The sequence below is a fragment of the Thioalkalivibrio sp. ALJ24 genome, from assembly GCF_000377785.1.
GTDB lineage: Bacteria > Pseudomonadota > Gammaproteobacteria > Ectothiorhodospirales > Ectothiorhodospiraceae > Thioalkalivibrio.
In genome coordinates, this window is record NZ_KB898735.1 from 30,932 (window position 1) to 49,757 (window position 18,826).

Sequence of the window (18,826 nt, forward strand, 5' to 3'; positions counted from 1 at the left end):
GGATGAATATCACCGGAACCGCAACACCGCCGCGCGTGGGCGTGGTCATGGGCAGCACCTCGGACTGGGGAACCATGGAGCGCGCCGCCGAACTGCTCGCGCGCCTGGAGATCCCGCACGAGACCCGGGTGGTCTCCGCCCACCGCACGCCGGACCTGCTGTTCGAGTACGCCGAACAGGCGCGTGAGCGCGGCCTGTCCGCGATCATCGCCGGTGCCGGTGGCGCGGCGCATCTCCCGGGTATGCTGGCCGCCAAGACGCCGGTGCCGGTGCTGGGCGTGCCGGTGGCCTCGCGCCATCTGCGGGGCGAGGACTCGCTGCTGTCCATCGTGCAGATGCCGCGCGGCATCCCGGTGGCGACCTTCGCGATCGGCGAGGCGGGTGCCGCCAATGCGGCACTGTTCGCGGCGGCGATGCTCGCTACCGGCGACCCGGCACTGGCCGCGCGGCTGGACGCCTTCCGCGCCGAGCAGCGCGATGCGGTGCTCGGTCAGACTCTGCCGCCCGATCCGGCGTGAGCCTTCCATGATTACCCCGCCCGCCACGCTCGGTCTGCTGGGCGGCGGCCAGCTCGGTCGCTATTTCGTGCTGGCTGCGCGTCAGGCCGGCTATGCGGTGATCGTGCTCGACCCCGATCCGGCCAGCCCGGGCGGGGCGCTCGCCGACCGGCACCTGGTGGCGGACTTCGACGATGACGCGGCGCTGGACGAGCTGGCCGATGCCTGCGCGGTGGTGACTGCCGAGTTCGAGAACATCCCTGCCGCATCACTGGAGCGTGTGGCGAGTCGCGGCTGCCTGCGCCCCGGCGTGCGTGCTCTGACGATCGCGCAGGACCGTCTGGCGGAGAAGCACTTCCTCGGCGAGGCCGGGGTCGCCGTTGCGCCGTGGTGCGCGATCCCTGCGGGGCAGCCGCCGGCCGAGCCCGCATCCGGCCCCCACCCCGACCTCGGTCCCGGTTTCCCCGCCGTGCTCAAGACCGCCCGTCTGGGCTACGACGGCAAGGGCCAGGTCCGGCTGGCTGCGGCCGAAGACCTGGCCGCCGCGCACGCCGATCTGGGGCGGGTGGACTGCGTGCTGGAGGAGCGGGTGGATCTGGCGCGCGAGGTCTCGGTGCTGGTCGCACGCTCGCCGGACGGCCACAGCGAGGTCTTCCCGGTCGCCGAGAATCTCCATCGTGCCGGCGTCCTGCACCGGACCCGGGTGCCGGCCCGCCTGAGCCCCGTGCTGGATGCGCAGGCACGCGAGGTGGCCCTGCGCATCGCCGAGCAGCTGGATTACTGCGGGGTGCTGGCGGTGGAATTCTTCGTGACCACCGGCGGGGAGCTCTTGGTCAACGAGATCGCCCCGCGGCCGCACAATTCCGGGCACTACACCCTGGACGCCTGCAGCGTGTCGCAGTTCGAGCAGCAGCTGCGCGCGGTCTGCGGACTGGCGCTGGCGCCCGCCCGGGTCACCGCGCCGGTGGCGATGGTCAACCTGCTGGGCGAGCTGTGGCCGTCCGCGGGCGCGCCCGACTGGACCGGGCTGCTGGGCGAACGACGGGCGCGGGTGCATCTCTACGGCAAGGCCGCGGCGCGGCCGGGGCGCAAGATGGGGCATGTGAACGTGGTCGGGCTGCCGGGCGAGGCCGATGCCGACGCGGTGAGCGAGATCGCCGAAACCCTGTGGCAAAACCTCGCCGGAGAGCCGTCGCAATGAGCCAGAATCATTTCCCCGACACGGCCGCGCGGCGCGCGCGCCAGGCCGAGCTGAAGCAGGATCTGGAGATCGAGGAGACCCTCGAGGGCGTGCCGCTGCGCCTGCGTACGACCTGGGGCCTGTTCTCGCCGCGGCGCATCGATGACGGCACCCGGCTGCTGCTGCGCCACGCCGAGATCCGGCCCGGCGATGCCTGTCTGGACCTGGGCTGCGGCTACGGTCCGATCGGCCTGGTGATGGCGCGCAAGGCCGAACCCGGGCCCTGCACCCTCGTGGACACCAACTTCATGGCGGTGGAATACGCGCGGGCCAACGCCGAGCGTAACGGCCTCACCAATGCCGAATGCCTGCTGAGCAATGGCTTCTCGCATATCCGCGACCGGCGCTTCGATGTCGTCGCCTCCAACCTCCCGGCCAAGGTGGGGCGCGAACTGCTCTACACCTGGCTGCTGGATGCCCATGAACAGATGAACCCCGGCGGCCGCCTGTATGTCGTAACCATTACCGGGTTGCGGCGGTTCATCGAAAAGGGGTTTCGTGAGGTGTTCGGCAACTACGACAAGCTCAAGCAGGGGCGCGATTACACCGTGGCCCTGGCGCGCCGCGAAGAGGTCTGAGTCGTGGCCGAGGGTGCGGCCGATCTGCCCGTCGCGCTCCTGGTGATCGTGGGCCTGCTGACCGGTGGCGGCCTGGTGGTTCTGTTGCGGCGCATGCCCTGGGAGGCGCTGTTCGTCCCCGGTCGGGCGGAGCTGTTCGTCGCGGCCTTCCTGACCCTGCTCCTGATCTGGAGCCTGCGTGCCCAGGTGGTGGACGGCCTGGCCCTGCATCTGATGGGGATGGCCGCGGTCACCCTGATCTTCGGCTGGCAGCTGGCGATCCTGCTGGCCTTCCTGGTGACCGGGATGCTCGGGCTGTTCGGCGTGCTGCCGATGGCGATGGTCCCGCTGACGGTGCTGCTCGCCGGGGCGCTGCCGGTAGCGGTCACCTGGGGGCTGCTGCGTCTGACCGAGACCCGCTTCCCGCCGCACATGTTCATCTATCTCTACGGGGTGGCCTTTCTCGGCGGCGCGCTGTCGGCGGCCGTCACCGTGCTGGGCACCGGGGTAATCCACGCGCTGTTCACCGAGCTTGCCTGGAGCGAGGTCTACCGCGATTACGTGCGGTATCTGCCCCTGCTGATCCTGCCCGAATCGGTGGTCAACGGGATCGTGATCACCGCCATGGTCGTGCTCCGCCCGGGCTGGCTGGCGACCTGGTCGGACGAACGCTACCTCCACGGCCGTTGATTCGGCCCCGCCACGTCGGTTGCAGCCGCGCCATGGCGGGGCGCAAGTTTCGTTGCGCTTTAATGAACCGTTCAGGAAGCGCCTGCTAATGTTCCTTCCACGCAGAGGCCGAGACCCTGTGCACAAAATCCGAAGGACCCAGCAGGAGACAACAACAATGAAGAACGTATTCGCTCTGATGACCGCGGCCGGTCTGGCCCTCGCCTTCACCCTGCCGGCGCAGGCCGCCGACATCCAGGCCGGGCAGTCGATGTACCAGAACGTCTGTGCCAGCTGCCACCAGGCCGACGGGCGCGGGCAGGCGATCTTCCCGCCGCTGCAAGGCCAGGATGCGGCCTATGTGACCGACAAGCTGGAGCGTTACCGCGCCGGGGAAACGGTGGGTGACAACACCGCACTGATGCGTCCGCATGCCCAGTCGCTGAGTGACGAGGACATCGCCAACGTGGCGGCCTTCATCGAGACCGAGTTCGCCGAATAAGACGGCTCGGGCCTCACGGGTCGGCATCCCGCCGGTCCGCCAGCGCGCCCCCGGGTTTTTGCCCGGGGGCGCGCCTTCGGGTAGAGTTTTGCGGTTCAGAAGAACCGGCACGCGCCGGTCTCCTTCCCGATTTAACCTTCGCGAGGCACCGCATGGCACAACCCGACCTGATTGCTCCGTCCATCCTGTCCGCCGACTTCGCCCGGCTGGGCGAGGAAGTCGAGAACGTCCTCAATTCGGGCGCCGACATCGTCCACTTCGACGTGATGGACAACCACTATGTCCCCAACCTGACCATCGGCCCGCTGGTCTGCGAGGCTCTGCGCAAGCACGGCATTCAGGCCCCGATCGACGTGCACCTGATGGTCAAGCCGGTGGACCGCATCATCCCGGATTTCGCCCAGGCCGGTGCCAGCTACATCACCTTCCATCCGGAAGCCTCCGACCACATCGACCGCACCCTGCAGCTGATCAAGAGCGAGGGCTGCAAGGCCGGGCTGGTGTTCAACCCGGCAACCCCGCTGTCGCATCTGGATTACGTGATGGACAAGGTCGACATGATCCTGCTGATGTCGGTGAACCCCGGTTTCGGCGGGCAGAAGTTCATCCCGGCCACGCTGGACAAGCTGCGCGAAGCGCGCCAGCGCATCGATGCCTCCGGTCGCGACATCCGCCTGGAGATCGACGGCGGCGTGAAGGCCGACAACATCCGCGAGATCAAGGCGGCCGGTGCAGACACCTTCGTGGCCGGCTCGGCGATCTTCGGCGCGGGTGAGGATTCCGATCCCAACCGCTACGACAGCATCCTCAAGAAGATGCGCGACGAGCTGGCCGGCGCCTGAGGCGTCCGCGTCCCGCTCGTCCGTTCCGCCCGTCGCCGCGAGGTGCCCGTGAGTCTGAAACGTCCCGCCATGATCCTGATCGACCTGGACGGCACGCTGATCGACAGCGTGCCCGATCTGGCCTGGAGCGTGGATGCGATGATGCGCGAGCTCGGCCTGCCCGAGCGTGGCGAGGCCGCGGTGCGCAACTGGGTGGGCAACGGCGTCGAACGGCTGGTGCAGCGTGCGCTGGTCAACGATCTCGACGGCGAGCCCGACCCGGAGCTGTACCAGCGGGCCCTGCCGGTGTTCATGCGGATCTACCAGGAGAACACCGCCGGGCGCAGCCCGCTGTATCCCGGCGTGCGCGAGGGCCTGGACCGGTTGAAAGCCGAGGGTTACCGCCTGGGCTGCGTGACCAACAAGGCGGGCTGCTTTACCCGCCCGTTGCTGGCGGAGAAGGGCATCCTCGATGACTTCGAGATCGTGGTCGCCGGCGACGACCTGGAGAAGAAAAAACCGGACCCCGAGCCCCTGTGGCATGCGGCACGCGAGCTGGGCGTCAAGCCGGAGGATTCCCTGATGGTCGGGGATTCGAAGAGCGACGTGAAGGCGGCGCGCGCGGCGGGATTCCAGATCGTCTGCATGACCTACGGGTACAACCACGGGGACGACATCCGCGACCAGAACCCCGATGCGGTGCTGGATCGGCTGGACGAACTGCCCGGACGGCTTCCGGCCCGGGCCGCATGAGGTCGGTCATGGACGCCGGACCCGCCGCAAGCGGACGATGGCGCGACGGCCTCTGAACCGCCGTCCTTCCCGACCCGTTGCCAGGAAATGTCCGCCATGACCCCCGAACAGTTCGACGAACTCGCCCGCGAGGGGCATAACCGCATCCCGGTGGTGCGCGAGGTGCTCGCCGACCTCGAAACCCCGCTGTCGATCTTCCTCAAGCTGGCCAACCGGCCGTATTCGTATCTGTTCGAATCGGTGCAGGGCGGCGAGCGCTGGGGGCGCTATTCGTTCGTGGGGCTGCCGGCGCGCACCCTGGTGCGGGTGCACGGCCACGAGATCACGGTGGAGACCGACGGCGAGGTGGTCGAACGCGAGACCGTGGCCGACCCGCTGGCCTGGATCGAGGCCTATCAGGCGCGCTTCCGGGTGGCCGATCTGCCGGGCCTGCCGCGCTTCACCGGCGGACTGGTCGGCTACTTCGGGTTCGAGACCGTGCGTCTGATCGAGCCGCGGCTGGACGGCCCGGACAAGCCCGACGAACTGGGCCTGCCGGACATCCTGCTGCTGGTGTCCGAGGAGGTCGTGGTCTACGACAACCTGTCCAGCCGCGCGTACCTGGTGGTGCATGCCGATGCCGAGCGCGCCGACGGGCAGGCCGAGGCGTCGCGTCGCCTGGACGAGCTGGAAAACCGGCTGGCGGACCCCCTGGTGCCGCCGGACGATCCCCCGCATCCGCACGCGGTGCCGGAGTATGTCCCCGGTTGGTCGGCCGAGGGCTTTCAGGCCGCGGTGGAGAAGGCGCAGCAGTACATCCTCGACGGCGACGTGATGCAGGTGGTGCTGGCGCAGCGCATGAGCGTGCCGTTCTCCGCGCCGCCGCTGGATCTGTACCGCGCCCTGCGCGAGCTGAATCCGTCGCCCTACATGTATTACCTGGACCTGGGCGATCACCACGTGGTCGGGGCGTCGCCGGAGATCCTGGTGCGCCTGGAGGACGAGCAGGTGACCGTGCGCCCGATCGCCGGGACCCGGCCGCGCGGGCGCGATCCCGAAGAGGACCGCGCGCTGGAGGCCGAACTGCTGGCCGATCCCAAGGAGCGTGCCGAGCATCTGATGCTGATCGACCTGGGGCGCAATGACGCCGGCCGGGTCAGCCGCACTGGCTCGGTGCGGGTCACCGACACCATGGTGGTCGAGCGCTATTCGCACGTGATGCATATCGTGTCCAACGTGGAAGGCGAGCTGGCGCCGGGGCTGTCGGCGATGGACGTGCTGCGCGCGACCTTCCCGGCCGGCACGGTCAGCGGCGCGCCCAAGATCCGGGCGCTGGAGATCATCGACGAGCTGGAGCCGGTCAAGCGCGGTCCGTACTCCGGGGCGGTGGGTTATCTTTCGTGGTCCGGCAACATGGACACCGCGATCGCCATCCGCACGGCGGTGCTGCACGAAGGCGAGCTGCACATCCAGGCCGGGGCCGGGGTGGTCCACGACTCGGTGCCGGAGAACGAGTGGCAGGAGACCCTGAACAAGGGACGCGCGGTGGTGCGCGCGGCGGAGACCGCGCTCGGCGGGCTGGGGCCGCGCCGCCACCGCGGCTGATCCGGCCGCCGCGCCGAACGCGTCGAACCACTTGAATCCGGCCGTCCAGGCCATCCGGGAGCCCGACATGATCCTGATGCTCGACAATTACGATTCCTTCACCTACAACCTCGTGCAGTATCTGGGCGAGCTGGGGGCGGAGGTGGTCGTGCATCGCAACGACCGCATCACCCCGGAGGACATCGCCGCGCTCGCGCCCGCGGGGATCGTGGTCTCGCCGGGACCCTGTACGCCCAACGAGGCCGGGGTGTCGCTGGCGGTGATCGAACGTTTCGCCGGCGAGATCCCGATCCTCGGCGTTTGTCTCGGGCATCAGGCGATCGGCCAGGCCTTTGGCGGTGCCGTGGTGCGTGCGCGCGAGATCATGCACGGCAAGACCTCGCCGGTGCATCACACCGGCCAGGGCGTGTTCGCGGGGCTGGAGAACCCGCTGGAGGCCACCCGATATCACTCGCTGGTAGTGGATGCCGGCTCGGTGCCCGACTGCCTCGAGGTCACCGCGTGGACGGAGCACGCCGACGGCACGCGTGACGAGATCATGGGGCTGCGTCACCGCGAACTGGACGTGGAAGGCGTGCAGTTCCACCCGGAATCCATCCTTACCCGTCAGGGCCACGAGCTGCTGGACAACTTCCTGCGCCGCCTGCCGCAGGCGGCGTGACGCCGGGGAAACGCGAGCCCATGTGCGCGTTCGCGCTCAAGACGCCTTTGCGTGACCACCCGGCGCGACGACTGCCGTGCCGTCATTGAGCGACCGCCGCACCCGGCTGCGCTACGCGCTGCTGGTGGCGCCGCTGGTGATGCTTGCGCCGTTCTCGCTGGATACCTATCTGCCGTCGTTTCCGGCGATGGCCGAGGCCCTCGCGGTGGACTCGGCGGCGATGCAGGCCACGCTGTCCGCCTACCTGGTGGCGTTTGCCCTGTCCACGCTGGTCACCGGACCGCTGTCGGACGCCTTCGGGCGCCGCCCGGTGGTGCTGTGGGCGCTGTTCGCCTATCTGCTGATCTCCGCCCTGCTGATGCTGGCCACCGCCTACTGGCAGGTCGTGACCCTGCGCATCCTCCAGGGGCTGGCGGCGGCCACCGGGGTGGTGGTCGGGCGGGCGCTGGTCCGCGACCGTTTCGACCCGACCGATGCGCGGCGGGTCTTCGCCCTGGTGACCATGGTGTTCTCCATCGGCCCGGCCGCCGCGCCGATCATCGGGGGCTGGCTGCAGGCCGGCTTCGGCTGGCGCTCGGTGTTCGCCTTTCTCGCGCTGTACGGCGGTGTGCTGCTGCTTGCGGCGCGGGCGTTCCTGCCGGAGACCCTGCCGCCGGTCGGGCGGGTGCGCAGCCGGCCGCCGGCGGTCGTGCGGAGCTATCTGCGCACCCTGCGCAATCCACGCTTCCTGCGGCCGGTGGGGGTGCACGCGGCGATGTTCGGGGCGATGTTCATCTTCATCGCGGCCTCGCCGACCCTGATCTACGAGCATCTGGGCGGGGACGAGCGCGACTTCTGGTGGCTGTTCCTGCCGCTGGTGGCCGGGCTGCTGCTGGGGGCGTTCGTGGCCGGGCGCACGGCGGCGCGGGTAACCCCGCAGATGGCCGTGAGCATCGGTCTGGCCCTCAGCGGCACCGCGCTGGTGCTGATCGGCGTCGCGGCCTGGCTGGACGGGCCGGTAGCGGCGATCACCGGGCCGTTCGCGCTCTACAGCTTTGCCCTGGCCACCGCCATGCCGTCGCTGACCCTGCTGGCGCTGGACTGCTATCCCGGGGCCCGCGGCATGGCCTCGGCCATGCAGGCGTTCGTGCAGCTGGGCATCAGCGCGCTGCTGACGCTGTTTCTGGTCGATCATCTGGATGACGATCCGCGCTGGCTGGTGGCCGGCGCGCTGGTCGTATGGTCGGCGGGCGCGCTGATCTGGTGGCTGGGTGGCGGGCCGCGTGACGTGCCGCGCGCCTCCGCGGGCGGCTGACCTGCGTAAAGCCGCGCGTTTCCCTACACTGTGCCCCGTTGATGAATCCCCGATCGCCCAGCAGCCGGAGAACGAACGTGACCCTGCCCCAAGCCATTGCGAAACTGGTGGAACGCCAGGACCTGGACGCCGATGAAATGACCGCCGTGATGCGCGCGGTGATGGGCGGCGAGGCGACCGATGCCCAGATCGGCGGCCTGCTGGTCGCCCTGCGGATGAAGGGCGAGACCATCGACGAGATCCGGGCCGCCGCCGGGGTGATGCGCGAACTGGCGACGCGCGTGGACGTCCCGCGCGAGGGGCTGGTGGATACCTGCGGGACCGGGGGCGATGCCTCCGGCACCTTCAATATCTCCACCGCCTCGGCGCTGGTGGCGGCCGCCGCGGGCGTGCGCGTGGCCAAGCACGGCAACCGCTCGGTGTCCTCGAGTTCGGGATCGGCGGACGTGCTGGAGGCCCTGGGCGTAAACCTGGAGCTGGGACCCGAGGCCGTGGCCTCGTGCATTCAGGAGGCCGGGGTGGGCTTCCTGTTCGCCCCCGCCCATCACGGGGCGATGCGGCATGCGATCGGCCCGCGCAAGCAGCTGGGCGTGCGGACCCTTTTCAATGTGCTGGGGCCGCTGACCAATCCGGCCGGTGCGCCCAACCAGGTGCTGGGGGTGTTCTCCGCCGACTGGCTGCGCCCGCTGGCCGAGGCCCTGAAGGGGTTGGGCTCCGAACACGTGATGGTGGTGAACGCGGAGGACGGGCTGGACGAGATCAGCATCGGCGCGCCGACCCGGGTGGCGGAGCTGCGCGACGGCGAGATCACCGAATTCACGCTGCGCCCGGAAGACGTCGGGCTGACGACCGCCACCCTGGACACCGTGCGGGTCGCCGACGTGGAGGCATCGGCGGCGATGCTGCGCGCCGTGCTCGAGGGCACGCCGGGGCCGGCGCGCGACATCGTCCTGCTCAACGCCGGCGCGGCGATCTTCGTGGGCGGCGGCGCGCCCAGCCTGGAGGCGGGCGTGCGCCGGGCCGCCGAGGCGATCGACAGCGGCGCCGCCCGCGAACGACTGGAACAGCTGCAGGCCGTGTCCGCACGGCTGGCGCAAAAGGAGAGTTGAGACATGAGTGACGATACCCCCGACATCCTCGAGCGGATCCTCGAACGCAAGCGCGAGGAGCTGATCGAGCGCTCCGATGTGCAGCCCCTGCGCGAGCTGCGTGGCTGGCTGACCTCGGCGGAGGAGCCGCGTGGTTTCCGCGCCGCGCTGCAGGCGGACATCGATGCCGGGCGCGCCGCGGTGATTGCCGAGATCAAGAAGGCCAGCCCCAGCAAGGGGCAGATCAGCCCCAACTTCAACCCGGACGCGTTCGCGCGTTCGTATGCCGAGCACGGGGCCACCTGCCTGTCGGTGCTGACCGACGTGAGCTTCTTCAAGGGCCGCGACGGGGACCTGCGCGCGGCACATGTGGCCTGTGACCTGCCGATCCTGCGCAAGGATTTCGTGATCGACCTGTATCAGGTCTACGAGGCGCGGGTGCTGGGGGCCGATGCAGTGCTGCTGATCGCGGCGGTACTGGATGACACCAACCTGGGCGAGCTGCTCTTCCTGACCCGCGAGCTGGGCATGGATCCGCTGGTGGAGGTGCACGATGCCGAGGAACTGGAGCGCGCGGTGCGCCTGGGGGCGGACCTGATCGGCATCAACAACCGCGATCTGCGCAGTTTCGAGACGCGTCTGGAGACGACCCTGGAGCTGCTCGACCGGGTGCCGGAGGACGTGCTGCTGGTGACCGAGAGCGGCATCCATAGCGTCGAGGACGTGCAGCGGATGCGCGATGCGGGGGTGAATGCGTTCCTCGTGGGCGAGGCCTTCATGCGCGAGGAGGATCCGGGCGCGGCCCTCGGCCGGCTGTTCCGCGGCGAGGGCTGAACGCGGACAACCGCGGGCGGGTCAGCGCGTGCCGTAGACCACGATGGTCTTGCCGTGCGCGCTGATCAGGCCGCGCTCTTCCAGCTCCTTGAGCACGCGACCCGCCATCTCGCGCGAGCAGCCGACGATGCGTGACAGCTCCTGGCGGGTGATGCGCAGCTGCATGCCGTCCGGGTGGGTCATGGCGTCGGGCTGCTGTGCGAGGTCGAGCAGGGTGTGGGCGATGCGCCCGGTCACGTCGACGAAAGCGAGGTCCATGACCTTGCGCGAGGTCTGGCGCAGGCGGGCCGCGATCTGCCGCGTCAGCAGCATCAGGATCTCGGGGTCACGCATCGCCAGCTCGCGGAAGCGGGCATAGGAGATCTCGGCGGTTTCGGTGTCCTCGCGGGTGATGACGGTGGCACTGCGCGGGTCGTCCTCGAACAGGCCCAGTTCGCCGAAGAACTCGCCCCGATTGAGGTAGGCCAGGACCAGCTCCTGGCCGTTGTTCTCGCCCAGTACGGAGACCGAACCGTCGACGATGTAGTAGAGGGTGTCCGGAACGGTGCCCGACTGGATCAGGGCGGTGCGTCGCGGATGGTGCCGGCGCTGGCAATGCTCCAGCAGGCGTTCCATGGCCGGTGAATTCGCGACGCTTGGCGGGGCTGCGGGCACTTTGCTCATGATTTCCGATGGATTCGGGGAAACACGTTAGAGTGTAATGCACCGAGACCCGAAAGCGGACGGGTGGTCCCTCGACGGGTTCACAAAAATATCCAGGGGGCAGGGTATGCAGGTACGGGTGAAATGGCTGGACGGCGTCGCCTTTGTCGGCGAGACCGACAGCGGGCATGCGGTGGTGATGGACGGGGCGCCGGATGCGGGCGGGCGCAATCTGGGGGCGCGGCCGATGGAGATGCTGCTGCTGGGGCTGGGTGGCTGCACCAGCTTCGACGTGGTGGCGATGCTGAAGAAGTCGCGGCAGGATGTGCTGGACTGCCAGGTGGACATCGACGGCACCCGCGCCGACGAGGTGCCGAAAGTCTTCACCGACATCCATGTGCATTTCCGGGTGTACGGGAACGATCTGTCGGAAAAGCACGTCGCACGGGCGGTACAGCTCTCCGCCGAGAAATACTGTTCGGCGTCGATGATGCTGGGGGCGTCGGCCCGCGTGACCCATGATTTCGAGATCGTGGAAGGGCCGGCTCCGCGCTGAGCCGCTGGCGGGTGCAAGCCGTTGACTCGCCGCGTGATGTCTCTACAATTCGCCGCTCCTTACGGCCCGGGCAAGAGGGTACGCCATGTCGCGTCACAAGAAGCAGATCAAGCTCCACGGCTTCAACAACCTGACCAAGAGCCTGAGCTTCAATATCTATGACATCTGCTATGCGTCGGGCGATCGCCATCGCGACGAGTACATCGCCTACATCGACGAGGCCTACAACGCCCAGCGCCTGACGCAGATCCTGACGGACGTGGCGCACCTGATCGGCGCCAACATCCTCGATATCTCGCGCCAGGACTACGACCCGCAGGGCGCGTCGGTGACCATGTTGATCTCCGAGGAGCCGGTGGCCACCGAGCAGATCGGCTACACCGAGGGCCCGGGGCCGCTGCCGGAGACCGTGGTCGGGCATCTCGACAAGAGCCACATCACCGTGCACACCTATCCGGAGGCGCATCCGGAGGGCGGGATCGCGACCTTCCGCGCGGATATCGATGTCTCGACCTGCGGGCGCATTTCACCGCTGCGCGCGCTGAACTACCTGATCCACAGCTTCGAGTCGGACATCGTGATCATGGACTACCGGGTGCGCGGCTTTACCCGGGACGTGCGCGGCAAGAAGCATTTCATCGATCACAAGATCAACTCCATCCAGGACTTCCTGTCGCGCGACACCAAGGACAAGTACCAGATGGTGGACGTGAACGTGTACCAGGAGTACCTGTTCCACACCAAGATGGTGCTGAAGGACTTCGACCTCGACAACTATCTGTTCGGCCTGGGCAAGGACGACTACTCGGCGAAGGAAGCCAAGCGCATCGCCAAGCTGCTCAAGCACGAGATGATGGAGATCTTCTACGGCAAGAACATGACCCGCGGCAGCTGACCCGCCGCGGGGCGTTCGGTCCGGGGAGAGCGGGCTCAGATCCGGTAGGCGGTGTGCGTCATGATCTTCGAGGTCAGGGGCATCAGCACGTTGCGCACCGGCCACGGCAGGGTCCGGCCACCCATCGCCATGGCCTTCGCCCCGTGTTCCACCTCTTCCTGCTTCATCTGCTCGAGGATGCGCGCCGACACCGTGTCGGACGGCGGCAGGCGGTCCAGGTGGCGGTCCAGATGCTGCTCCACCTGGCGCTCGGTCTCGTCGACAAAGCCCAGGCTGTAACGGTCCCCGGCCAGTCCGGCCAGCGCCCCCATGCCCAGCGAGCTGACGTACCAGAAGGGCGTCAGCAGGCTGGTGTGCATGCCCATCTCGTGGACCCGCCGGGCGCACCAGTGCAGGTGGTCGCCTTCCTCGCGGGCGGCCTGGTCCAGCTGCGCGCGGATCGTCGGGGTCCGGGCGGTGAGCATCTGTCCCTGATACAGCCCCTGGGCGGCCACCTCGCCGGCATGGTTGACCCGCATCAGCCGCCCGGTCTCCTGACGGTCATGGTCGTCCAGCATCGGACCGGGTTCGTCGCCTCCGGGTGACGGGCGGCCGGTGGAGCGTGCATGCCCGGAGACGACCTTGACGAGGGCGTCGGCCTGGGTGATCAGATGATCCAGCGGGGAGAATCGGCGCATGGCGGGCGCTCGGGTATGGGCCTCGACTCAGGTTACCGCGAGGCGCCCCGCAAGGAAACGGGCCGGGGAGAGCAGCGGCGGGTCTTCAGGCGTTTGCGGCTGCAGGGCGCGCAGATGCACCCGGCAACCTACATTGCCGGAGATGATGCAGTCCGGGGTCTCCGTGCCCAGGGCCTGCAGGGTTTGCTGTCCCAGGGCATCGGCCTGTTCCGGCCAGGCGAGCATCGCCGTGCCACCGGCGCCGCAGCAGTTGGGGAGGGACGGGGTTCCGGCGAGGGTTATGCCGGGCAGGCCGCGCAGCAGCGTCGGCAGGATCTCGCCCTCCCGGGTGACATTCCGCTGGGTGCAGGGGCGATGCAGGGCGACGCGCACCGGGTCTTCGCGCCAGCCTTCACGGGGCGGGCCGTGTTCCTCCAGGTGTCGGGCGACGAAGCGCGTGAGGCTGCTCGCGCGGGCCCCGGGGAAGCTGTCGGCGGCCTCGCGCAGGGTCGCCTCGCAGCCGCTGTCGAGGACGATCACCGGCGGGCCGTCCTCGGCCGCACCGAAGGCTTCGCGATTGTGCCGCTCCAGTTCCGTGGCCGCCGCGGGTCGTCCGGCGTGTCGGTCCAGGGCGCCGCAGCAGGTCCGGGAGGAGGGGATGCCCACCTTCAGGTCCAGCGCATGCAGGACGCTCAGGGCCGCTTCCAGGTCCGGCCCGGTGAAGAAGGCGTCCATGCAGCCGGTGAACAGCAGCACGTCGACCGCGTCGGGCGGGCCGTCGGCGCGGAGCCGGGGGGGCGGGGCGAGACTGGGACGTGCATGTTCCAGGGCCCGGCGCACGGTGGCGTCCAGCCCCGGGAGCCCGGCGCGCGGCAGCCGTGCGGCGGCCCGGGCCCCGAGGCCGGCGAGCCGCCGCAGCCGGGGCGATCCCAGCAGGCGGTCGTGCAGCATGCGCGGCATGGGCAGCGGGGCGCTCTCCGGCGCGTCTGATTCCTGCAGTAGGATTTCGCGGGTGCGGTCCATCAGGGCGCCGAAGGGGACTCCGGCCGGGCACACGGCCTCGCAGGAGCGACAGCCGAGACAGCCTTCCAGATGGCTGCGCAGGCGGGGGGACTGAGGATCGAGCTCGCCGCGGGCCAGGCCCTGCATCAGGGTCAGGCGACCTCGCGGGGAGTCGCCTTCCTGCCGGTGCAGTTCGTAGGTGGGGCAGTGGGGGAGGCACAGACCGCAGTGCACGCACTGATCCACCGCCGAAAGCCCCGTGTACTTCGAGGGTTGGTCGGAGCCCCCAAGCGGCTTTGCTAGGGTCCCGGGCCCGTTTGCTGACCCGGAGGGTCCCATGTTGTCGCGTGTACCGCGTTCCGCCGCCGTACTGTTGTCTTCCGTCATGCTTGTCAGCATACCAGTCTCGCAGTCTCAGGCCTGGGATGCGGAGGGATGGGAAACCACGCTGGAGGCCGGGGCCTCGCTGACGACCGGGAATACCGAGTCGGCCACCGCCAGCGGTCGAATCCGCGCCGAGCATACCGCCGAGTTGTGGCGCAACCGGCTGCGGGGCGACGCGCTGTTCACCGAGGAAGACCGCGAGACCACGGGGCAGCGCTACATCGCGGGGTACCAGCTGGACCGGCGTCTGGCGGAACACGATTACGTGTTCGGCGCGCTGCGTTACGAACGCGACCGTTTCAGCAGCTATGACTATCAGGCCTCGCAGACCGTGGGTTACGGCCGGCGTCTGGTGGATCGCGAGCGCGTGCGACTGGATGGCGAGATCGGCGCCGGCGCCCGCCAGGCACGCCTGGCCGAATCCGGCGAGTCGGACACCGATGCGGTGGGCCGGCTCGGGGGCAATCTGCGCTGGGACATCAGTGACAGCGCCCGTCTGACCGACGAACTGCTGATTATCAGCGGAAGCGACAATACCGAGATCGAGAACATCCTCGCCCTGACTGCCGACATGACCGACCGCATGGCTCTGCGCACCAGCCTGACGGTCAAGCACAACACCGATGTCGAGCCCGGCAAGGAAAAGACCGATACCATCAGCGAGGTCAGCCTCGTCTGGCGATTCCGCTGATCCGCTCGCACAAAGTATGATGGACCCGTTTCGACCGGAGGGCATCGCATGGCGTATTACCAGCGGCACATCTTCTTCTGCACCAACTGCCGGGAAGACGGCAACTGCTGCGAGGATCACGGGGCGACCGAGATGCGCTCGTATGCCAAGAACCGGGCCAAGGAGATGGGCATCCACGGCAAGGGGCAGGTGCGCGTGAACACGGCAGGCTGCCTCGACCGCTGCAATGAGGGGCCGGTAGCCGTGGTGTACCCGGAAGCGGTCTGGTACACCTACCAGGACGAGCGCGACATCGACGAGATCCTTGAGGAACACCTCGCGAACGGCCGAGTGGTCGAGCGCCTGCAGATCTGAGTGCCGAGCCCCGGATCCGCGTCTGGTATGCGGCCCGGAAAGGGCCTTGACTTCGACGGCTTGCCCCGGGAGAATTCGCAACCCGCGTGGCTACGTAGCTCAGCTGGTTAGAGCACATCACTCATAATGATGGGGTCCCCTGTTCGAATCAGGGCGTAGCCACCAATTATTTCAGGCACTTAGGGCTTCGCCTGGTCGCCCTCGTGGTCCCCGGGGACCATGTGGGGACCAAGCGGGGACCATCTGCCGCCCCTTCCCTTTCTTTCCCCTTCTCTCTCCGAGAACTCACGACCGCTATTCGGCCGTCAGTCTTTCTGTTGCTCGTCACCTGAGGCGACCTCCTCATCGGGGACGTATTCGACCAGGTCTTCGATTCGACAATCGAAGTACCGGCAAAGTCGGTCCAGATTCTCGCTCTGCGTGTTGTATCCCCGCTGGTTGACCATCTTCGAGAGGGTCATGCGGTTGATCCCCGTTGCTTTCGCGACCTCTCCGAGGGTGATCCTCCGGCCTGTCTGGAACTCCATCTCCGCGATTCGTTCCTTGATCTTCAGTCTCAGCAAGGTGATCACCTGATCATTTGAGTAATCAAACATATTGACGTACGCATCATCTGTGATAAATTCGAATTGCGTTTGATCACTTTACGCATCAAACGATCAATTCGTGACCACAGGAGAATGCTGCAATGAGCAAAACCTATCTGACGACGCGTGAGCTGGCAAGGCGGATTGGCTACGAACCGCGCACCATCCGGGAACGCCTGAAAGATTCGGTCCTCATCGAAGGCCGGCACTATTTCCACCCGTTCGGGGGGCGGAAGATCCTCTACATCTGGGAGCACGTTGAAGAGGACATGTTCGACACGGCCATGGACGCCGCGGTCATCCCGATGGCTTCGGGAGGTTACTGCCATGGCTAGCGTGAACTGCAAGAACGGAAGGCTCTACGTCGACTTTCGCTGGCAGGGGCGGCGTCGCCGCGAATACACGGCCCTGAAGGATACGGAGACCAACCGCAAGCGGCTGCTCAAGGTTGCGCGCAACATTGACCGCGACATCCAGGCGGGCCGATTCGACTACGCGAAATACTTTCCCGACAGCAATCTGGTCCAGCAAAATCCGGGGCGAGGTAGCACGGTTGAAGGGCGTCATCGCATGGGCCCGGAAAGTCAGGCCGGGTTGTCCTCTCGACCAGCCTCCGCCCATACGCCATCCCTCGGTCGTTTCTATGCACAGTGGACCGAAGAGATGGCACCGACCTGGCGGCAGACGTACCGCGAAAGCGTCGCGACCGCTTTCGAGACGCACGTCTTTCCGTTCTTCGGGAGGGAGAGAGAGGTCGGCGACATCAGGAAGGAAGATATCCACGCATTCCGGGCCCATCTCGCCAAAGGTAGCCCCGTACGCAAGCGTGAGCTCTCGCCTTCCACCATCAACAGGACACTGAAGATCCTGCGGATGATGTTCGATGAAGCCGCCGACCGCTTCCAGTTTAGGTCACCTTTCGTGGGCGTGAAACTCCTCAAGGAGCGCAAGACCCAGGTGGATCCGTTCACCCTGGAAGAGGTGAGCCTGATCCTGAAGCACGCTCGTGCCGATTTTCGCAACTACTTCACCGTGCGGTTCTTCACCGGACTCCGGTCCGGTGAAGCCCACGGGCTCAAGTGGAAGCACGTCGACTTCGAACGTAACCAGATCCTGGTTCGCGAGACCTACGTGGATGGTCGGACCGAGTACACCAAGAACGATGGTTCCCAGCGCGAGGTGGACATGTCCCGGCGGGTCCGCGAGGCGCTGCTCGACCAGCGCCAGGCGACCGGGCGCCTCGAGCACGTCTTCACGAACGCCGAAGGGCTCCCACTCGACAACCGCAATTTCACCAAGCGGGTCTGGACGCCTCTGCTGCGCTATCTCGACATTCCGTACAGGCGCCCGTACACCATGCGGCACACTGCCGCTACTCTTTGGCTGGCGGCCGGCGAGTCACCGGAGTGGATCGCGCGTCAGCTGGGGCACTCCTCTACGGAAATGCTGTTCAAGATCTACTCGCGGTACATCCCGAATGCCACTCGACAAGACGGCTCGGCATTCGAAAACCTGATCGACGAACGCTTCGGAGGTGAGTCGTGAGGGGGGCGGATTGGAAGACCGAACATGGAGCGCACGTATCAGGTACCGACGACGAACGAACCTTCGGCATTTATCGCGTCCGAGATTGTTTCGAGCGTGGTGGTAGAAGGTATCTGGTCCTGCATCTGGCCGGCCAACGATGGCAGACCGAGGTGCAGGACCCTGCGACGGTGTCCGGCGTCCGAAGTGGATCGGTCGTGGAGGTCCAGTTTTCCAGCCCTGCGGGAGCCCAGCCGAGCATCTGCTTCATTCGCCCTCTGGAACCGGGCGAGTACTGGCCCAGCCAGGTGATGCCGACGTCATGGTGCGTGGACGGTGCCGACCCGGAACGGCTGCGCATGTTGATTGAGCGGCTGCGCACAGCACCCTTTCGCCATTTCATGGAAGGGGTGGTAGAAGACCTGCCGCTGCTGAAGCGCTTCTTTCAGGTGAAGGCGAGCTACCAGCATCACCATTCAGTCGCGGGTGGGTTGCTTCGCCATTCGCTCGAGTGTGCAGAGATTACGGAGCAGGCCGTCCAGAGCGCACCAGAGTCGTGCAACACTGCTATCGACGACAGCCTGCGCGACGCCATAGTCCTCGCCGCCCTGTTCCACGATTTCGGCAAGATCCTCACGCATTCGGGCGGTTCCCCCTGGTTGCTTCGCGAGACGCCCCATGAGCACTTGTCCCTGGTGGCTTTGTCGGCGCATCTGCCGCGTCTTGCGAACCTGTCGGCGAAGGCGCACGCAACGCTTATTCATATGCTGATTCAGGATGCTCAACGCAAAGGGCATGCATCGCCCTTGCCTCTGGTCGACACTATTCGCATGGCCGATCGAATGAGTGCCGGTTTGCGGTTGTTTGGCAGTTAGTGAACGGGTATATCCGCCTGATCGAGGCTCGAAATGAATCTGGATCCCGCGAAGGTGTCGTCTGTGCCTGTTTCTCCACTCTACTGGGCGCTGGGTTGTTTCGGTGTCCGAGCCCCACCAGGCAGACAGGGGGGTGACCTGGTATGATCTGGGCAGGAAC

23 protein-coding genes and 1 tRNA gene are annotated in these 18,826 nt (G+C 67.3%); 20 read left to right on the forward strand and 4 right to left on the reverse strand.

The window, feature by feature from the left end; translation table 11 throughout:
• Nucleotides 1–2 precede the first annotated feature (2 nt).
• The 12 genes from purE (at nucleotide 3) to trpC (ending at nucleotide 10,500) form a co-directional block, all read left to right on the forward strand.
• A complete protein-coding gene (gene purE, locus D571_RS0113045) occupies nucleotides 3–518 on the forward strand; it encodes a 5-(carboxyamino)imidazole ribonucleotide mutase (protein WP_255349497.1) in 516 nt (171 codons plus the stop codon).
• 7 nt (nucleotides 519–525) lie between these two features.
• Nucleotides 526–1,698, forward strand: a complete 1,173-nt coding sequence (locus D571_RS0113050; protein ID WP_018937139.1) for a 5-(carboxyamino)imidazole ribonucleotide synthase — start codon at nucleotides 526–528, stop codon at nucleotides 1,696–1,698.
• On the forward strand, nucleotides 1,695–2,315 hold the full coding sequence (locus D571_RS0113055) for a class I SAM-dependent methyltransferase (RefSeq protein ID WP_018937140.1): 621 nt from the start codon (nucleotides 1,695–1,697) through the stop codon (nucleotides 2,313–2,315). The genes D571_RS0113050 and D571_RS0113055 overlap by 4 nt, the downstream gene beginning before the upstream one ends.
• A 3-nt stretch (nucleotides 2,316–2,318) precedes the next feature.
• Entirely contained in the window at nucleotides 2,319–2,984 is a 666-nt protein-coding gene (locus D571_RS0113060) for an energy-coupling factor ABC transporter permease (RefSeq protein ID WP_018937141.1), read from the forward strand.
• A 157-nt stretch (nucleotides 2,985–3,141) separates the two neighbouring features.
• Complete coding sequence (locus tag D571_RS0113065) at nucleotides 3,142–3,465, forward strand: c-type cytochrome (protein ID WP_018937142.1); 324 nt, start codon at nucleotides 3,142–3,144, stop codon at nucleotides 3,463–3,465.
• A gap of 152 nt (nucleotides 3,466–3,617) precedes the next feature.
• Nucleotides 3,618–4,307 (forward strand): ribulose-phosphate 3-epimerase, encoded by a 690-nt coding sequence (gene rpe, locus D571_RS0113070; RefSeq protein ID WP_018937143.1) that lies wholly within the window; start codon nucleotides 3,618–3,620, stop codon nucleotides 4,305–4,307.
• Nucleotides 4,308–4,355: 48 nt separating this feature from the next.
• Nucleotides 4,356–5,039, forward strand: coding sequence for a phosphoglycolate phosphatase (locus D571_RS0113075; protein ID WP_026287856.1), 684 nt, complete (start codon nucleotides 4,356–4,358; stop codon nucleotides 5,037–5,039).
• A 96-nt stretch (nucleotides 5,040–5,135) separates the two neighbouring features.
• Nucleotides 5,136–6,623, forward strand: coding sequence for an anthranilate synthase component I (gene trpE, locus D571_RS0113080; protein WP_018937145.1), 1,488 nt, complete (start codon nucleotides 5,136–5,138; stop codon nucleotides 6,621–6,623).
• A gap of 67 nt (nucleotides 6,624–6,690) precedes the next feature.
• The gene (locus D571_RS0113085) at nucleotides 6,691–7,284 is read left to right on the forward strand and encodes an aminodeoxychorismate/anthranilate synthase component II (protein WP_018937146.1); all 594 of its coding nucleotides are present in this window, start codon (nucleotides 6,691–6,693) and stop codon (nucleotides 7,282–7,284) included.
• Nucleotides 7,285–7,369: 85 nt separating this feature from the next.
• Nucleotides 7,370–8,578 carry a multidrug effflux MFS transporter gene (locus tag D571_RS0113090; RefSeq protein ID WP_018937147.1) on the forward strand — a complete coding sequence of 403 codons (1,209 nt, stop codon included), beginning with the start codon at nucleotides 7,370–7,372 and terminating at the stop codon, nucleotides 8,576–8,578.
• A 77-nt stretch (nucleotides 8,579–8,655) separates the two neighbouring features.
• Nucleotides 8,656–9,687: an anthranilate phosphoribosyltransferase gene (gene trpD, locus D571_RS0113095; protein WP_018937148.1), complete on the forward strand. Its 1,032-nt coding sequence runs from the start codon at nucleotides 8,656–8,658 to the stop codon at nucleotides 9,685–9,687.
• Between the two features lie 3 nt (nucleotides 9,688–9,690).
• A complete protein-coding gene (gene trpC / locus D571_RS0113100) occupies nucleotides 9,691–10,500 on the forward strand; it encodes an indole-3-glycerol phosphate synthase TrpC (RefSeq protein WP_018937149.1) in 810 nt (269 codons plus the stop codon).
• A gap of 21 nt (nucleotides 10,501–10,521) precedes the next feature.
• On the opposite strand, the gene crp is transcribed toward trpC, so the two are convergent.
• On the reverse strand, nucleotides 10,522–11,163 hold the full coding sequence (gene crp / locus D571_RS0113105) for a cAMP-activated global transcriptional regulator CRP (protein WP_038047243.1): 642 nt from the start codon (nucleotides 11,161–11,163) through the stop codon (nucleotides 10,522–10,524).
• Between the two features lie 106 nt (nucleotides 11,164–11,269).
• Between crp and D571_RS0113110 the strand changes: the two genes are divergently transcribed.
• A complete protein-coding gene (locus D571_RS0113110; RefSeq protein ID WP_018937151.1) occupies nucleotides 11,270–11,698 on the forward strand; it encodes an OsmC family protein in 429 nt (142 codons plus the stop codon).
• An 85-nt stretch (nucleotides 11,699–11,783) separates the two neighbouring features.
• The gene (gene speD / locus D571_RS0113115) at nucleotides 11,784–12,593 is read left to right on the forward strand and encodes an adenosylmethionine decarboxylase (RefSeq protein WP_018937152.1); all 810 of its coding nucleotides are present in this window, start codon (nucleotides 11,784–11,786) and stop codon (nucleotides 12,591–12,593) included.
• 35 nt (nucleotides 12,594–12,628) lie between these two features.
• On the opposite strand, the gene coq7 is transcribed toward speD, so the two are convergent.
• Complete coding sequence (gene coq7, locus D571_RS0113120) at nucleotides 12,629–13,270, reverse strand: 2-polyprenyl-3-methyl-6-methoxy-1,4-benzoquinone monooxygenase (protein ID WP_018937153.1); 642 nt, start codon at nucleotides 13,268–13,270, stop codon at nucleotides 12,629–12,631.
• 27 nt (nucleotides 13,271–13,297) lie between these two features.
• Entirely contained in the window at nucleotides 13,298–14,485 is a 1,188-nt protein-coding gene (locus D571_RS0113125; RefSeq protein ID WP_083916912.1) for a (Fe-S)-binding protein, read from the reverse strand.
• Nucleotides 14,486–14,588: 103 nt separating this feature from the next.
• On the opposite strand from D571_RS0113125, the gene D571_RS0113130 reads away from it, so the two are divergent.
• From D571_RS0113130 to D571_RS0113140, 3 genes are all read left to right on the forward strand, one after another.
• Nucleotides 14,589–15,326, forward strand: coding sequence for a YdiY family protein (locus tag D571_RS0113130; RefSeq protein ID WP_018937155.1), 738 nt, complete (start codon nucleotides 14,589–14,591; stop codon nucleotides 15,324–15,326).
• A 48-nt stretch (nucleotides 15,327–15,374) separates the two neighbouring features.
• Nucleotides 15,375–15,680 carry a ferredoxin gene (locus D571_RS0113135; protein ID WP_018937156.1) on the forward strand — a complete coding sequence of 102 codons (306 nt, stop codon included), beginning with the start codon at nucleotides 15,375–15,377 and terminating at the stop codon, nucleotides 15,678–15,680.
• 88 nt (nucleotides 15,681–15,768) lie between these two features.
• A tRNA-Met gene (locus tag D571_RS0113140) sits at nucleotides 15,769–15,845 on the forward strand.
• 140 nt (nucleotides 15,846–15,985) lie between these two features.
• Here D571_RS0113140 and D571_RS0113145 read toward each other — a convergent pair.
• A complete protein-coding gene (locus D571_RS0113145) occupies nucleotides 15,986–16,276 on the reverse strand; it encodes a helix-turn-helix domain-containing protein (protein WP_018937157.1) in 291 nt (96 codons plus the stop codon).
• Between the two features lie 92 nt (nucleotides 16,277–16,368).
• On the opposite strand from D571_RS0113145, the gene D571_RS0113150 reads away from it, so the two are divergent.
• Genes D571_RS0113150 through D571_RS0113160 form a run of 3 tightly spaced genes read left to right on the forward strand, consistent with a single transcriptional unit; the run spans nucleotide 16,369 to nucleotide 18,666 of the window.
• Nucleotides 16,369–16,602, forward strand: coding sequence for a hypothetical protein (locus D571_RS0113150; protein WP_018937158.1), 234 nt, complete (start codon nucleotides 16,369–16,371; stop codon nucleotides 16,600–16,602).
• Complete coding sequence (locus D571_RS0113155) at nucleotides 16,595–17,812, forward strand: Arm DNA-binding domain-containing protein (protein WP_018937159.1); 1,218 nt, start codon at nucleotides 16,595–16,597, stop codon at nucleotides 17,810–17,812. Before D571_RS0113150 ends, D571_RS0113155 begins: the two co-directional genes overlap by 8 nt.
• Nucleotides 17,809–18,666: a TraI domain-containing protein gene (locus tag D571_RS0113160; RefSeq protein ID WP_026287859.1), complete on the forward strand. Its 858-nt coding sequence runs from the start codon at nucleotides 17,809–17,811 to the stop codon at nucleotides 18,664–18,666. The genes D571_RS0113155 and D571_RS0113160 overlap by 4 nt, the downstream gene beginning before the upstream one ends.
• The last annotated feature ends 160 nt before the right edge of the window (nucleotides 18,667–18,826 follow it).